We start from the raw sequence: 17092 nt of genomic DNA on the forward strand, positions 1-17092 counted from the left end.
TTTTGGGGCTCGTGGCTCACGCGTGCGAATGCGTACTGTGGTCAAGCACAAATCAAGAGACTTCAGGGGCGGGGTTAAACCGGAGAAGTGGTTCGGCGCCGGATCGCGTGACGATTTATTGACTGCGTGATTTCTGTGGCGCTGTTCTTCGCCCTTTCGATGCTTCTTTTCGTACCCGTGGTTCGGTCCGGACGTGCTGTGACCCTCATTGACTGGGACTGGCGCTGTCCGGCTGACAGCACGCAGTGCGGGAGGAAGGATCATGGCAAGATCAATCGGGGTCGTGCGGCAGGTCGTGGGTGAAGTCTTTGCGGTGGGCGCGGACGGCTCACGCCGCATGCTTACCGAAGGCGACCGGGTATTCGCAGGCGAGCAACTGGTCACGGGCGACAACGGTGCAGTGGCCGTGGCCCTGGCCAACGGCCAGGAGCTGGTGCTCGGACGCGACAGCAGCGTGCCGCTCAACACTGCCATGCTGGCTGGCGACTCAGGCGCTGCACAGTCCAGCGCGGACCACGCGCCGGCTGCCCCCAGTCAGCAGGACCTCACCGACGTCGAGAAGCTGCAGGCCGCGATCCAGGCGGGCGCCGACCCGAGCCAGATTGGCGAAGCGACCGCAGCCGGGCCGGGCGCAGGTGGCGGCGCGGGCGGCGGCAATGCGGGCGGCGGCCACTCCTTCGTGCTGCTGGGCGAGACTGCCGGCCGGGTTGATCCCAACATCGGTTTCCCCACCGGCCCCATCGGCTTCGTGCCGGAATTCCCCGCACCCGAGGTGGCCGCACCTGCCGAAGAACCGGCACCCATTAATGGCGTGCCGCTGGCGCGGGACGATGCCCAGACGATCCAGGAGGGCAGCGACGGCATACAGGGCAATGTGCTGGACAATGATGATGGCGGTCCGGACGTGCCCACCGAGTTCGTGTCGTGGCAGGCCACCGGTTCTACCGCAGGCCCCAACGGCAGCCTGTTGGTGACGACGCCCTATGGCCAGGTGACGCTGAACCCGGACGGCACCTACAGCTTCGAGCTGGCCAACGGTACGACAGCGGTCGAGGGGCTGGCGGAAGGCGAGCGGGTCGATCTCAACTTTGGTTACACCATCCGGGACGGCAACGGCGACCAGAGCTCGGCGTCGCTGACCATCACCATCATCGGTCAGAACGACATTCCCACCATTGAGGTCAACTTCCCGGATGCCGAGGGCGGCGTGGTTCAGGTGTTCGAACGCGGCCTACCCGACGGTTCCAGCGCTGGCGATGGCAGCAACGTGGTGCACGGCACCTTCAAGATTGCCGACCCGGACGGGCTGGATACGCTGAAGAGCCTGGCCGTGGGTGGCCTGGGCCTGCAAATCGACTCGGCACATCCACTGGCAAGCCTTATCGGGCGGGGCTTTGATGCGGCGTTCGGCCGGGTGCAGATCACCGGGTTCGATCCCGATACAGGCACCTTCAGCTTCAGTTACACGCTGACCCGCCCCATCACCGACCTCCCCGCCGGTGCGGAGGCGGATAGTTTCCTCCTCAGTCTGAGTGATGGCCTGGGTCTGCCCGTAACGACCAATATCCGCATTGAAATCGTCGATGACGTGCCGCAGGCCAATCCGGATAGCCAGAGCCTGACCGAGAACGGTACCCCTTCCACCGTCAGCGGCAATGTGCTGGGCAACGATGTGGGCGGCGCGGACCAGCCGAAGGCCCTCACCAGTTGGAATGGCGTCGCAGACGCCGCCCCCGGCCCGAATGGCAGCCTGCTGGTGAACACCGCCTATGGGCAGGTGACCCTGAATGCCGATGGCAGCTACAGCTTCACCCTGGCCAACGGTTCGGCCGCGGTGGAGGCGCTGGACGACGGGCAGGTGGTGACGCTGCAGTACGCCTACACCATGCATGACGCCGACGGTGACCTTTCTGACTCCACGCTGACCATCACCATCAATGGCAGCAATGACGTTCCCACGGTGACCGTCAGTTCCCCCAACGGCGAGGGCGGCCTGGCCCAGGTGTTCGAGAAAGGCCTGGCGCCGGACGGCAGCAGCGCCGGGGACGGCAGCACCGTGGCGACCGGCACCTTCAGTGTCGGAGACGCCGACGGGCTGGGCGACCTGAAGAGCCTGACGGTTGGCAGCCTGACCCTGAACCTCGCTGGCGGAGGCGCGTTTGCCGACCTGGTGGGCCAGAGCTTCAACACCGCTCATGGCACGGTGGCGATCACCGGCTATAGCAACGGCACCTACAGCTTCAGCTACACCCTGACCGAGGCCACCACCGATGGCGCGGGTCTGGAAACCGACGGCTTCCAGATCACCGTGAGCGATGGGACGGCTCCGCCGGTGTCGGGCTCGGTAAGTATCGAAATCGTCGACGATGTGCCGCAGGCCCTGGCGGACAGCCAGAGCGTGACCGAAGACGTTGCCCCTTCCACCGTCAGCGGCAATGTGCTGGGCAACGATGTGGGTGGGGCGGACCAGCCGGCGGCCTTCACCAGTTGGAACGGCGTGGTCGGCGCAACCCCCGGCCCGAATGGCAGCCTGTTGGTGAATACCGCGTACGGGCAGGTGACCCTGAACGCCGATGGCAGCTACAGCTTCACCCTGGCCAACGGTTCGGCGGCGGTGGACGCGCTGGTCGATGGGCAGGTGGTAACACTGCAGTACGCCTACACCATGCACGACGCTGACAGTGATCCCAGCAATTCCGCGCTGACCATCACCATCAATGGCAGCAATGACGTTCCCACGGTGACCGTCAGTTCCCCCAATGGTGAGGGCGGGCTGGCCCAGGTGTTCGAGAAGGGCCTGGCGCCGGACGGCAGCAGCGCCGGGGACGGCAGCACCGTGACGACTGGCACTTTCAGTGTCGGTGACAAGGACGGCTTGGGCGACCTGAAGAGCCTGACGGTTGGCAGCCTGACCCTGAACCTCGCTGGCGGAGGTGCGTTTGCCGACCTGGTGGGCCAGAGCTTCAACACTGCTCACGGCACGGTGGCGATCACCGGCTATAGCAACGGCACCTACAGCTTCAGCTACACCCTGACCGGGGCCACCACCGATGGCGCGGGTCTGGAAACCGACGGCTTCCAGATCACCGTGAGCGACGGTCTGGCTCCGCCGGTGTCGGCTTCGGTGAGCATCGAGATCGTCGACGATGTGCCGCAGGCCCAGGCGGACAGCCAGAGCGTGACCGAAGACGTTGCCCCCTCCACCGTCAGCGGCAATGTGCTGAACAACGATGTCGGCGGGGCGGACCAACCGAAGGCCTTTACCAGTTGGAACGGCGTCGCAGACGCCACCCCTGGCCCGAATGGCAGCCTGCTGGTGAATACCGCGTACGGGCAGGTGACCCTGAACGCCGATGGCAGCTACAGCTTCACCCTGGCCAATGGTTCGGCGGCGGTGGACGCGCTGAACGATGGGCAGGTGGTGACGCTGCAGTACGCCTACACCATGCATGACGCCGACAGTGATCCCTCTGACTCCACGCTGACCATCACCATCAATGGCAGCAATGACACCCCCACGGTGACCGTCAGTTCCCCCAATGGCGAGGGCGGCCTGGCCCAGGTGTTCGAGAAGGGCCTGTCGCCGGACGGCAGCAGCGCCGGGGACGGCAGTACCGTGACGACCGGCACCTTCAGTGTCGGTGACCCGGACGGGCTGGGCGATCTGAAGAGCCTGACGGTTGGCAGCCTGACCCTGAACCTCGCTGGTGGAGGCGCGTTTGCCGACCTGGTGGGCCAGAGCTTCAACACCGCCCACGGCACGGTGGCGATCACCGGCTATAGCAATGGCACCTACAGCTTCAGCTACACCCTGACCGAGGCCACCACCGATGGTGTGGGGCTGGAAACCGACGGCTTCCAGATCACCGTGAGCGACGGCCTGGCTCCGCCGGTGTCGGCCTCGGTGAGCATCGAGATCGTCGACGATGTGCCGCAGGCCAACGCAGACAGCCAGAGCGTGACCGAAGACGCTGCCCCCTCCACCGTCAGCGGCAATGTGCTGAACAACGATGTCGGCGGGGCGGACCAGCCGGCGGCCTTCAGCAGCTGGAACGGCGTGGTCGGCGCAACCCCCGGCCCGAACGGCAGCCTGCTGGTGAATACCGCCTATGGGCAGGTAACCCTGAACGCCAACGGCAGCTACAGCTTCACCCTGGCCAACGGTTCGGCGGCGGTGGACGCGCTGGACGACGGGCAGGTGGTGACACTGCAGTACGCCTACACCATGCACGACGCCGACAATGATCCCAGCAGTTCCACGCTGACCATCACCATCAATGGCAGCAATGACGTTCCCACGGTGACCGTCAGTTCCCCCAACGGCCAGGGCGGGTTGGCCCAGGTGTTCGAGAAAGGCCTGTCGCCGGACGGCAGCAGTGCCGGGGACGGCAGCACCGAGACGACCGGCACCTTCAGTGTCGGTGACAAGGATGGCCTGGATGACCTGGCTTCCCTCAACGTCGGCAGCCTGACCCTGAACCTCGCTGGCGGAGGCGCGTTTGCCGACCTGGTGGGCCAGAGCTTCAACACTGCTCATGGCACGGTGGCGATCACCGGCTATAGCAACGGCACCTACAGCTTCAGCTACACCCTGACCGAGGCCACCACCGATGGCGCGGGTCCGGAAACCGACGGCTTCCAGATCACCGTGAGCGACGGGACGGCGCCGCCGGTATCGGCCTCGGTGAGCATCGAGATCGTCGACGATGTGCCGCAGGCCCATTCGGACAGCCAGAGCGTGACCGAAGACGCTGTTCCCTCCACCGTCAGCGGCAATGTGCTGGACAACGACGTGGGCGGGGCGGACCAGCCGGCGGCCTTCTCCAGCTGGAACGGTGTGGCCGGTGCTATCCCCGGCCCGAATGGCAGCCTGTTGGTGAATACCGCGTACGGGCAGGTGACCCTGAACGCCGATGGCAGCTACAGCTTTGCCCTGGACAACAGTGCGGCGGCGGTGAACGCGCTGAATGAAGGGCAGGAAGTGTCGCTGCACTACGCCTACACCATGCACGACGCCGACAATGATCCCAGCAGTTCCACGCTGACCATCACCATCATCGGCAGCAACGACGGCCCCACGGTGGAGGCCAGCTTCCCGGACGCCGAAGGTGGCCTGGCCAAGGTGTACGAAAAAGGGCTGGAACCGGACGGCAGCAGCGCTGGCGATGGCAGCACCGTGGTCCACGGTATCTTTACCGTTGCCGATTCGGATGGGCTGAACGACCTGACGTCCATCAGCTTTGACGGCCTGAGCTTTGACCTGACCAGCCGCAGCCTCAACAGCCTGGTGGGTGAGATCTTCACAACTGACCATGGCACGGTGGAAATCACCTCGTACAACGGCAGCGGCACTTTCGGTTTCAGCTACACCCTGACCGAGGCCACCACCGATGGTGCGGGGCTGGAGACCGATGGCTTCCAGATCACCGTGAGCGACGGGACGGGCAGTGACTCGGTCAACGTCAGCATCGAAATCATCGATGACCTGCCGCAGGCCCAGGCGGACAGCCGCAGCCTGACCGAAGACGGCAGCCCCTCCAGCGTCAATGGCAACGTGCTGGGCAATGACGTGAGCGGGGCGGACCTGCCGAAAGCGTTCACCAGCTGGAATGGCGTCGCAGACGCCACCCCTGGCCCGAATGGCAGCCTGCTGGTGAATACCCCCTATGGACAGGTGACCCTGGGCGCCAATGGCAGCTACAGCTTCACCCTGGCCAACGGCGCGTCGGCCGTACAGTCGCTGGACGATGGGCAGGTGGTGACGCTGCAGTACGCCTACACCATGCACGACGGCGACAATGATCCCAGCGACTCCACCCTGACCATCACCATCAATGGCAGCAATGACGGCCCCTCGGTGACGGTCAGCTCCCCGGATGCCGAGGGCGATCGGGCTCTGGTGTACGAGAAGGGCTTGCCGAATGGCAGCAGCGCCGGGGACGGCAGCAACGTGGTCAGCGGCAGCTTCACCGTCGCCGATGCGGACGGGCTGGACGATCTGGTTTCCCTCAAGGTTGGCAGCCTGGCGACTGTTGATCTCACCACCAGCGGCTTCGCCAGTCTGGTGGGCGAGACCTTCAACACCGCCCACGGCACGGTGGAGATCACCGGCTATAACAACGGCACCTACAGCTTCAGCTACACGCTGACCGGGGCTACCACCGATGGTGCGGGTCCGGAAACCGACGGCTTCCAGATCACCGTGAGCGATGGGACAGCGCCGCCGGTGTCAGGCTCGGTGAGCATCGAGATCGTCGACGATGTGCCGCAGGCCAAGGCCGACACCGCCTCGGTCACGGAAGGCACCAGTGTCAATGGCAACGTGGTCACCGGCGTCGGAGCCGGTTCGGTGGCTGACGTCTTCGGCGCTGATAACGCTCCGCCGGCCTCGATCGGTGTGGTGGGCGTGCGGGTCGGTGGAAATACCGCCACTCCGGCGTCGGGCAACGTGGGCGTGGCGATCAACACGGCCCTGGGCACCCTGACGCTGCATGCCGACGGCAGCTACACCTACGTCAGCAATGACGACAGCGTCACCCAGGGCGCGGTGGACACCTTCACCTACACGATCCGCGACGCCGACGGTGATCTCAGCACCACCACGCTGACCATCAACGTGGCCAACGTCACGGTAACCGGCAGCGTGGAGGCCGGTTCCGACCAAGGGGTACGCGAGGCCGCCCTGAGCTTCGGCAGCGACCCGGGCAGCAATGACGAGATTGCCGAGGGCAACCTGCAGGGCAACGGCGGCTCCGGGCCGTACAGCTTCAGCCTGGCCAATGGCGCCGGGCAGTACGGGACGCTGACCGTCGACAGCGATGGCCACTACCAGTACACGCTGACCTCGGCACCCAAGGTGAACCCGGGCGATAACGGCAACAACCTGCAGTTCACCGAGACGTTCACCTTCCAGGTGACCGACGCCAATGGCAACACAGGGACCGGCACCCTGACCGTCGACATTACCGACGATGTGCCCGAGGCCCGTGCCGACACCGCCTCGGTCACGGAAGGCACCAGTGTCAACGGCAACGTGGTCACCGGCGCCGGGGCGGGTTCGGTGGCCGACGTGTTCGGCGCTGATGGCCGGCCGACCCCCACCACGGGTGTGGTGGGCGTGCGGGTCGGTGGAAATACCGCCACTCCGGCGTCGGGCAACGTGGGCGTGGCGATCAACACGGCCCTGGGCACCCTGACGCTGCATGCCGACGGCAGCTACACCTACGTCAGCAACGACGACAGCGTCACCCAGGGCGCGGTGGACACCTTCACCTACACGATCCGCGACGCCGACGGCGATCTCAGCACCACCACGCTGACCATCAACGTGGCCAACGTCACGGTGACCGGTAGTGTGCAGGCCGGTTCCGACCAGGGCGTGCGCGAGGCCGCCCTGAGCTTCGGCAGCGACCCGGGCAGCAATGACGAAATTGCCCAGGGCAACCTGCAGGGCAACGGCGGCTCAGGGCCGTACAGCTTCAGCCTGGCCAATGGCGCAGGGCAGTACGGGACACTGACTGTCGACAGCAATGGCCACTACCAGTACACCCTGACCTCGGCACCCAAGGTGAACCCGGGCAATAACGGCAACAACGTGCAGTTCACCGAGACGTTCACCTTCCAGGTGACGGACGCCAATGGCAACACGGGGACCGGCACCCTGACCGTCGACATTACCGACGACGTGCCCGAGGCCCATGCCGATACTGCCCTGGTCGTCGAAGGCGCCAGCGTCAACGGTAACGTGGTCACGGGCGCCGGAGCCGGTTCGGTGGCCGACGTGTTCGGCGCCGATGGCCCGACTACCCCCACCACGGGTGTGGTGGGCGTGCGGGTTGGCGGGGATACCAGCACCCCGGTGCTGAGCGGCGTGGGCGTGGCGATCAGCACGGCCCTGGGCACCCTGACGCTGCATGCCGACGGCAGCTACACCTACGCCAGCAACGGCGCCAGCGTCACTCAGGACGCGGTGGACACCTTCACCTACACGATCCGGGATGCGGACGGTGATTTCAGCACCACGACGCTGACCATCAGCATCGAGGATTCCTCGCCGGTCATCGGCAGCGTGGATGAGGATGAACTGCCAGGCGGTATCACCGATGGCGATGCCCAGACCACCGTGGTGAGCGGCAGTCTCGGCGAGCTTCTGGTGGGTACGCCTGCGGCGCCACAGTTCGGCATCGCCGCGACGCCGCTGGCCATGCCGGCGCTCACCTCGGACGGGGTGACGGTCACCTATACGCGGGAGGGCGATACCCTGGTGGCCAAGGCCGGCAGCGATACCGTCTTCACCCTGAAGGTGGAAAGCAACGGCAATTACACCTTCACCCTGCTCGGCCCGCTGGATCACCCCGCTGGCGTGGGCAACGACGAACAGCTCCTCACCCTGAACCTCACTGGCGCGCTGCAGGCCAGCAATGGCTCGGGCAACTTGCCACTGGCGGGGGACCTGCTGATCCAGGTCGAGGATGATGTGCCGGCGATCGTCGCGGCCTCCAACCTCGTCTACTCCAACGGCGCCAATCCGGGCGGCGGGACGGGGATATTCCTCTACAGCACCGGTGCCGATACCCGGGGCAGCGGGCCGTACTCGGCCTCCGACTCGGACTTCACGCCGATCGGCCTCAGCGGCAGCGTGGGTGGGAACGCGATCTCGGCGTCTTCGGTGATCTGGGTATCGGAGTCCGCGACCACGGCGACCTTCGACATCACCTTCAGCTATGCCCCCAATCCGGCCAACCCCAACACGCTGGCAGAGGCCAATGGCACCCTGGTGTTCGACAAGGTCAACGGCACCTACTCGGTGTCGCTGGACCAGCCCATCCAGAGTTTCACCATCTTCCAGACCAGCAACTCGATCAGCATTACCGGCTACGAGGCGAACGGTACGGTGCCGGACAGTAGCCAGCCGGATGTGTCGGTGGTGAAACTGGATAACGACTTCTTCGTCCAGTACACCAGCTCTGCCGAACCCGGCGGCGGTACCGGTAACAACAATCTCCGCGCCGGCAACGTCGACCCCACGGAGTTCAGCGACGGTGAGCTGTTCAGCCAGTCGCCTTCCTGGGTCAGCGTGAGCAACACGGCCAACGGCGTGGGCGGCGACACCATTGGCAAGGGTGAGGTGCTGGACCTCAACTTCTACACCTCCGATCCCAAGGGCGCGCTGGGCGTCACGCCCGATGCCCGTGCCGCCGGGATGTTCCTCAAGTTCGACAATATCGGTAATACCGAGGACATCGTGGTGGTGCTCAAGCTGATCGGCCCCGGTGGGGTCCCGACCACCCGGGCACTGGTGGTGAACAGCGCAGACATCATCACCGCCAACAGCGTGGCGCTGGCCGCCTATGGCATCACCCTGGACAACAATGACGGGGCCATCATCATCGAGGGCAACGACTTCAACGCCCCCGGAGAGAACTGGCAGATCTACGGCGCGCAGATTCTCACCAGCGTCGAGGGCATCACCACCTCCAGCGCCATCAACTTCAACTCGGGACTCGGTGAGAGTGGCGCCTCGGATGTTTCCAATGGCATCAGCTTCACGGCCGGTGAGACGGATAACGATGTCATCAAGGTGTCGGATATCGGTTTCATCACCACCGAGAGCAACACGGTGGACACCGATCTGGACTTCCAGGTAGGCGTTCGCGATGCCGACGGCGATACGGCGCCGACCCAGGTGCTGCATGTGACGATGGAGGCGGGCAGCACCTTCATCGGCACCGCCACCGCCGACGTGATCCATGGCACCACCGGCAATGACACCCTCCAGGGCAATGGAGGGAACGATGTGCTGGTGGGCGGATTGGGGAACGACACGCTGGATGGCGGCGCGGGCATCGACACCGCGTCCTACGAAGGGGCCACGGCGGGTGTCACGGTCAACCTCTCGCTGCTTGGCCAGCAGAACACCGTCGGCGCCGGTTTGGATACGTTGGTGAATATCGAGAACCTGAAGGGTTCGGGGCTGGATGACACACTGATCGGCAACAGCAACGACAACCTGCTTGTGGGTAATGGCGGCTCTGACCACCTGACCGGCGGTGCCGGGGCGGACACCTTCAAGTGGCTGCTGGGCGACACGGGCACCACCACCATCACCGACTTCACGCCGGGTGTGGACAAGCTGGACCTGTCGCAGCTGCTGACCGGTGAACACAGCAATGCGGGCAGTCTGGACGATTTCCTGACGATGTCGTTCGGCACCAACACCACCATCACGGTGGACAGCAACTCGACCGCCAATCCGGGGGGAACCGGGCAGAGTGTCGTCCTGGAAGGGGTGAACCTGCAGGCCGCCTATTCGGCGCCGGACACGGCCTCGGTGATCACGCATATGCTCAATGACGGTACTTTGAAAGTGGACGCCTAGCGAAAGCTGCGAGACGGCCCGCTCCTCCTTGGGAGCGGGCCTGGCGCCAGATAGGAGAGGGGAGGGAGGGAACCATGGTTTATGTGCAACGCGACGAGAAAGGCAGGGTTCTGCGGGTGGAGCACGAACCCTTCGAGAGCATGACCCAGAGCATGTCTTCCAACGACCCGGAGGTGCGGACCTGGTTTGCCAGCCGCAGCCTCCATGACCACCTGATGTCGTTGCAGCATTCAGACCTGGAGCTGATTCGAGTGATCGAGGATCTGGTTCAGGTGCTGGTGAGCAAGGGGGTGATGAACTACACCGACCTGCCGGGTGCCGCCCGCAACAAGCTTCAGCACCGTGCCGTCACCCGCGCCAAGGTGGGTGACCTGGATGGCCTGGTCACGGATGAGTCGCGGCTGCCGTACTGAATCTGTTCGCTTCGCTCCGGCATGAGCGTGGCCGTGCCGGTCAATGTCCTGCCGGGGATGCGTTCCTGGCGGGGGAGGCCCAACGATTCCCCGTGCGTTGTCAGGCCTCGCAGGCTCTAACCCGACCGGGACGGCTCGCCTCCAGGCGCTCCGCAGGTCTCCATCACTCGCCACTCCACGGCGCCGGTGCTCCGATCAGGCGGCCCATCGCGCCTTTGATTCCCAGCTCTCGCAGCACATCCAGTTCTCCCTGGGTCTCCACCATTTCGGCGATCAGGGGCAGGTCGATGCTGTTGGTGGCGCGGAACAGGGCTTCGATGAACAGGCGCTTGTCACTCTCCTGGTCGATGGCGCGGATATAGGTGGCGTCGATCTTCAGGTAAGCCAGGCCCAGGTGGGCGAGGTTGCCGATCAGGCTGAAGCGTCCACCGAAGTGCTGCAGGCCGAGGCTGTAGCCGGTTTCACGGATGGCCTGGCAGACCTGCCCCAGTTCAGCAGCCGGCGGCAGGTGGCGTTCGTCCAGTTCCAGGGTGAGCAAGGGTGCCTGCTGCGGATGGGATTTGAGCAGGGCCAGCAGGCGTTCGCGGTTGCTGGTTTCGCGCAGGCTGGCGGCCGACAGGCTGAGGGCGATGGGCGCAGGGTGCTGTTCCAGGTGCGCCAGGCAGTGTTCGAGCATGGCCAGGTCAAAGCGCGGGCCCCAGCCCAGGCGTTCGATCCAGGGCAGGAAGCGACCGGCGGCCACGGCTTCGCCCTGGGGATCGAGCAGGCGAGCCAGTACCTTCTGGTGCAGGGCTTCGGCGGGGTTGGTGCACAGGCCCACCGGCTGGAAATACAGGCGCAGCTTGCCCTTGTTCAGCGCGTCGTCGATCCAGTCGCGCCAGTCGTGCAGGCTCTGGCCCGGCGCCGCGTCGTAGTCGTCCAGGCGCAGCCACGGCTGATCGGGGTTCTGCGAAGCCTGGGCCAGGGCCTGGTCCGCCCGGCTCATCACCTGCTGGGCCGCCTCTCCGGGGCGGTAGGCGGAGATGCCGAGGAAGCCAACCGGGCTGCGGTCGCTGGCTCCGGTGCTGTAGAGGTTTTCCAGCTGGTCGGAGAGTTCCCGGGCCAGTTGCTCGGCGTCGTCGCCGGTCAGGCCGGGGGTGAGCAGCGAGAATTCGCCACCGCGGCTGCGGGAGGCCAGCCAGTCGGCGGTGCCGCGTTGATGCATCAGGCCGCCGAGGATTTCGCCGACGTCGCGGATCAGGGCGTCGGTGCGCTGGCCGCCGAGGCGTTGGTTGAGGCCGCCGAGGTCATTGACCCGCAGGAGGAGGAGGTAGCCAGCGGCGTTCTGCTCGTTGGGCACCAGCTGGTTGGCCAGGCGGATATCGAATTGCCGGCGGTTGGCGAGGCCGGTGAGGCTGTCCTGGTAGGCCTCCTCCCGCAGGCGTTCGCTGCGTGCGGCTTCTTCGGCGAAGAGGTTGCGCAGCTTGTCCACCATCTGGTTCATGGCCAGCACCACGCGGCGCAGCTCGGGTGTGCGCGGCACCTTGGGCAGGGCGAGGAATTCCCGCCGGCTGATGGCTTCCGCCTGTTGCACCATGTTGTCCAGCGGGCGCAGCTGGGTGCGCAGCAGCCAGGCGCCCACCAGGGCGCTGATGACCCCGCAAAGCATCAGCCAGGCGAGGCTGCCGATGGCGCTGTCCCACAGCTTGGCGAGGGCGAACTGGGGATGGCTGAACACTTCCACCCGCGCGGCCTGTTGCCAGCCGCGCATGATCAGGGCATCCCCGCCCTGGGGGCGCAGGTTCACGAGGTGGGCGAACCAGGCCGGCACGTTCTCGGTGCTGGCGGTGGTGCGACGCTCGGCGATCAGGCTGCCATCGGGAATGCTTACCACGCGGATACTGGCGAAGTAGCCACTGTCGAAGATGGAGCTGACCATCAGCTCGATCATCGCCGGGTCGTCCACGTGCGGCGTCATCGACAGGCCGAGGGCGGTGGCGGCGTCCTGGGCATGGGAGCGCAGCTGGCTGAGCAACTGCTCGCGTGAGCTTTCCACCCCCGCGAGGAAGCTGCCGGCAAAGGCCAGTGCGAGCAACAGGCAGATGGCCAGGAACAGTTGCTTGAGTAACGACATGGGCTAACCCTCTCCAATGGCGAAGCCTTCGGCTCTCATCTTTTTCAGCAGGTCCTGCCAGCGCGACAGTTTCTTGGTGTCACCCGCCCGCTTGCTGCCGGTATAGAGCCCCTCGGCGTTGAAGGCGTAAACCGGCAGCAGGTCGGTGCGCTGGGAGGCGGGGCGGATTTCGCCGATCAGGTTGTCCAGCACCAGGGGATCGGCGGTGGGGCTCTTGTAGTAGGTGAGCACCATGTGGGCCTGGTTCTGGCGCAGGGCCTTGACGTAGGTGATGCGCAGCTTTTCGGCGGGAATGCCGAGGCGGCGCAGGGTGAAGTATTTGGCGATGGCGTAGTCTTCGCAGTCACCCGCCCCCTTGATCAGCGCTTCCACCGGGGTGGCCCAGTAGTCGTTATCGCGCCAGGTGCGGATGTCGTCGGTAAAGCGGATCTGGCGATTGAAGAAGCGGTTCACCGCGCTCAGCTTCTCGGCTTCGGGGAGTTCGATGCTGGCCTGGATCAGTTCGCTCCAGGCGAGGATGCGCGCCTTGGCGGGGCCCAGGTTGCCGTAGCGCTGCTCGGCATTCTGGATGATCAGGTCGAAGTCCCAGTTGGCCAGGACACTGGCGAGGCACAGCAGCAGGCCGACGAGCAGGCAGCCGCCTCGCCAAGCCAGCCACGAGGGGCGTCGCAGTCCCTTTGCCAACCTCCCTTGCCCCATCAGCCTTCTCTCCCCCAAGGATGCACAGAGTCTAGGCAGGACTTGGCGGATTTGCCGGGGGTTTTCCCGGTTTCAGTGGGTGCGCAGGGTCTTCTGGCGAAGGATGTAGATGCTGACCAGCACGGCACTGGTGAGCATGAAGCCGCGCGCCCAGGGTAGGGGCACGAGGAAGCAGGAGAGGGTGATGCTGGCCCACATCAGCACCAGGGCGTACACCTTGCCCTTGAGCGGGATGCCCTGGCCTTCCAGGTAGTCGCGGATCCAGGGGCCGAGCCTGGGGTGCTCCACCAGCCAGACATAGAAACGTCGCGAGCTGCGCACGAAGCAGGCCGCGGCGAGCAGCAGGAAGGGCGTGGTGGGCAGTACTGGTACGAAAATGCCGATCACGCCCAGGGCGACACTGAGCCAGCCAATGATCAGGAGAACCATGCGCAGCGCCGGGTGGCGCTGCTGCTGGATGTCGCTGTGCGCCATGCGCGCGGTGCCTTAGTGGTGGCGGGGCTTGAGCAGGGCGGGTTTTTCTTCCGGGGCGTTGCAGAGCAGGAAGAGGGCGGTCAGCAGCTCGGGGATCTGCTCGATCATTTCGTCCACCAGGTTGCGATCCTTGGCGATCTCGGCGAACTCGGGCTGTTCGTCGAACAGGCCGGAACCCACCATGATCGGCAGCAGCAGCTCGCTGACTTCTTCCTCGGCGTTCTCGAACCAGGTTTCCTCGCGCAGGAAGACACCTTCCATGAAGCCGATGCACCAGCCGCGCAGGTCGGAATCGTCCGGCTCGTCACCCAGGTCCAGGTCGCAGGGCATTTCCGGATCTTCGTCGCTGGCCAGTTGCCGGGCGATGTGCGCCTTGAGGGCCAGCAGGGTAGTTTCGATTTCCTCGCGCTCGGCGTCGCTGCGGTAGTGCGGCGGTTCGGCGAACAGGGCGTCGATCCACTCGCGCTCGGGCACCTGGTCCGGGCAGATCGACAGGGCGGTCAGGTAGCCGTGGGTGGCCACGTAGTCCAGAGCCTCCTCGTGCAGGTCATCGGCGTCGAGAAAGGCTTGCAGGCGGGACAGTTGCTCAGCGAAGGACATCGTGGGACTACCTTGAGGAATAAACGACGCTGAATTCTAGTCGAGTGCGAGGGCTGCGGCAAAAGGCACGGCCGATAGGCGAGGGCAATTTGCCGGAGCGGCTGACGTATAATGCGCGGCTTGCTCCGGAGACCCCCATGCTCGACCAGGCACTGCGCATCCTCAAAGACGTATTCGGCTACGACGCTTTCCGCGGTAATCAGGCCGCGATCATCCAGCGCGTGGCCTCCGGGGGCGATGCCCTGGTGCTGATGCCCACCGGCGGTGGCAAGTCCCTCTGCTACCAGGTGCCGGCGCTGCTGCGCGATGGGCTGACGGTGGTGGTCTCGCCGCTGATCGCCCTGATGGAAGACCAGGTCGCCACCCTGGACGAACTGGGCGTGCCGGCCGTTGCGCTGAATTCCACGCTGTCTCCCGAGGCCCAGCGGGATATCGCCGATCGTCTGCGCGGGGGGGAGATCAAGCTGCTCTACCTCGCACCCGAGCGCCTGGTTCAGCCACGCATGCTGGCATTCCTGCAGCGCCTGCCCATCGGCCTGTTCGCCATTGACGAAGCCCACTGCGTGTCCCAGTGGGGGCACGATTTCCGTCCCGAATACCTGCAGCTGGGCCAACTGGCCGAGCTGTTCCCCAGTGTGCCGCGCATGGCGTTGACCGCGACGGCCGATATGCGTACTCGCGAGGAGATGGTTCAGCGCCTGCATTTGCAGAATGCCGAGCGTTTCCTCTCCAGCTTCGACCGGCCGAACATTTTCTACCGCATCGTCGCCAAGGATCAGCCGCGCAAGCAGCTCCTGGGGTTCCTCGCCGAGCGCCGCGGGGATGCCGGCATCGTCTACTGCATGTCGCGCAAGAAGGTGGAGGAGGTGGCGTCCTTCCTCTCCGAGCAGGGATTCCCGGCGCTGCCGTACCACGCGGGCCTGTCCAACGACCTGCGGGCGTACCACCAGAAGCGCTTCCTCAATGAGGAAGGGCTGATCATGGTCGCCACCATTGCCTTCGGCATGGGCATCGACAAGCCCAACGTGCGTTTCGTCGCTCACCTGGACCTGCCCAAGTCCCTCGAAGCCTATTACCAGGAGACAGGCCGCGCTGGCCGTGATGGCCTGCCGGCGGATGCCTGGATGGCCTACGGCCTGCAGGATGTGCTGCTGCTCAAGCAGATGCTGAGCAACTCCGAGGGCGACGAACGCCACAAGCGCATCGAGCAGCACAAGCTGGACGCCATGCTCTCCCTCTGCGAGGAGACCCGCTGCCGTCGCCAGACCCTGCTGGCCTATTTCGACGAGGAACTGCCCCAGCCCTGCGGTCATTGCGATATCTGCACCGACGGCGTGCAGACCTGGGATGCCACCGAGCCGGCGCGCCTGGCGCTGTCGGCCATCTACCGCAGCGGCCAGCGCTATGGCGTTGGCCATCTGGTGGATGTGCTGTTGGGGCGCGACAACGAAAAGGCGCGCTCCGCGGGTCATCAGCACCTGTCGGTGTTCGGTGCCGGCAAGAATCTATCGGAAGGCGAGTGGCGCACTCTCTACCGCCAGCTGGTCGCGCGCGGCTTGGCGGACGTTGACCTGGAAGTCTTCGGCGGCTTGCGCCTGACCGAAACCTGTCGCCCGCTGCTGCGGGGCGAAGTGAGCCTGGAGCTGCGCCGTGATCTGTCCACCAAGGCGCCCAAGCCGGCTGCCAGCGCAGCCAGCCAACTGGTACGAAGCGAGGAGCGCGAGCAGTGGGAAGCCCTGCGGGCACTGCGTCGCAAGCTGGCGGAAGAGCACAGCGTGCCGCCCTACGTCATCTTCCCCGACGCCACACTGCTGGAAATGCTCCGCAGCCAACCCCGCAGCCTGGCCGAGATGGCGCGGGTCAGCGGTGTGGGCGCGCGCAAGCTCGACCGCTATGGCGAGGCCTTCCTCGAAGTGCTCAATGGCGCAGGGGAGGCCCCGCGCGCGGTTACTGACCTGCGCCACGAACTGGTCAGCCTGGCCCGTGCCGGCATGACGCCGGCGCAGATCGCCCGCCAGCTGAATTGCAGCGAGAAGAACGTTTACAGCCTGCTGGCCGAAACCATTGCCGGCCAGCAACTGAGCCTGGAACAGGCCCTGGATCTGCCCGAGGACCTGTTGGGTGAGATTCAGGACGCCTTCCTCGACGGTGAAGGCGAGCTGCCGCCGGTGGCGGAAATCGCCGAGCTCTTCGCCGGCCGCGTTCCTGATGGCGTCCTGCACTGCGTGCGCGCCGCCCTGCAGGCAGAGTTCGAAGCCTGACCGCCGGCGCGTCGCGCGCCCTCGAGGATGGAGGCCGAATGCGGATGCGGGCTGTCGGAAATATGACGGGGCAAAACGACGAACTTGTGACGTGCTTCTCTAGCGGCTAATGTGCGTCGGAGGCCTCCGACAGAAGAGGTAGACGTGCCCTACA

7 protein-coding genes are annotated in these 17092 nt (G+C 65.4%); 3 read left to right on the forward strand and 4 right to left on the reverse strand.

Annotation, left to right across the window (positions count from 1 at the left end):
* Window positions 1-262 precede the first annotated feature (262 nt).
* Both TQ98_RS08210 and TQ98_RS08215 read left to right on the forward strand, forming a co-directional pair.
* Window positions 263-10378: a retention module-containing protein gene (locus TQ98_RS08210; RefSeq protein ID WP_103102910.1), complete on the forward strand. Its 10116-nt coding sequence runs from the start codon at window positions 263-265 to the stop codon at window positions 10376-10378.
* A gap of 74 nt (window positions 10379-10452) precedes the next feature.
* Entirely contained in the window at window positions 10453-10791 is a 339-nt protein-coding gene (locus TQ98_RS08215; RefSeq protein WP_044874861.1) for a hypothetical protein, read from the forward strand.
* Window positions 10792-10954: 163 nt separating this feature from the next.
* Here the strand turns inward: TQ98_RS08215 and lapD are convergent, their stop codons facing one another.
* From lapD to TQ98_RS08235, 4 genes are all read right to left on the reverse strand, one after another.
* Window positions 10955-12904 carry a cyclic di-GMP receptor LapD gene (gene lapD, locus TQ98_RS08220; protein WP_044874862.1) on the reverse strand — a complete coding sequence of 650 codons (1950 nt, stop codon included), beginning with the start codon at window positions 12902-12904 and terminating at the stop codon, window positions 10955-10957.
* Window positions 12905-12907: 3 nt separating this feature from the next.
* Entirely contained in the window at window positions 12908-13558 is a 651-nt protein-coding gene (lapG, locus tag TQ98_RS08225; RefSeq protein ID WP_242443191.1) for a cysteine protease LapG, read from the reverse strand.
* Window positions 13559-13675: 117 nt separating this feature from the next.
* Window positions 13676-14077, reverse strand: coding sequence for a YbaN family protein (locus tag TQ98_RS08230; protein WP_044874864.1), 402 nt, complete (start codon window positions 14075-14077; stop codon window positions 13676-13678).
* A 12-nt stretch (window positions 14078-14089) separates the two neighbouring features.
* Window positions 14090-14677 (reverse strand): YecA family protein, encoded by a 588-nt coding sequence (locus tag TQ98_RS08235; RefSeq protein WP_044874865.1) that lies wholly within the window; start codon window positions 14675-14677, stop codon window positions 14090-14092.
* A gap of 137 nt (window positions 14678-14814) precedes the next feature.
* On the opposite strand from TQ98_RS08235, the gene recQ reads away from it, so the two are divergent.
* Window positions 14815-16938, forward strand: a complete 2124-nt coding sequence (gene recQ, locus TQ98_RS08240; RefSeq protein WP_044874866.1) for a DNA helicase RecQ — start codon at window positions 14815-14817, stop codon at window positions 16936-16938.
* Window positions 16939-17092: the final 154 nt, after the last annotated feature.

Origin of the sequence: Pseudomonas sp. LFM046 (genome assembly GCF_000949385.2) — a bacterium.
Lineage (GTDB): Bacteria > Pseudomonadota > Gammaproteobacteria > Pseudomonadales > Pseudomonadaceae > Metapseudomonas.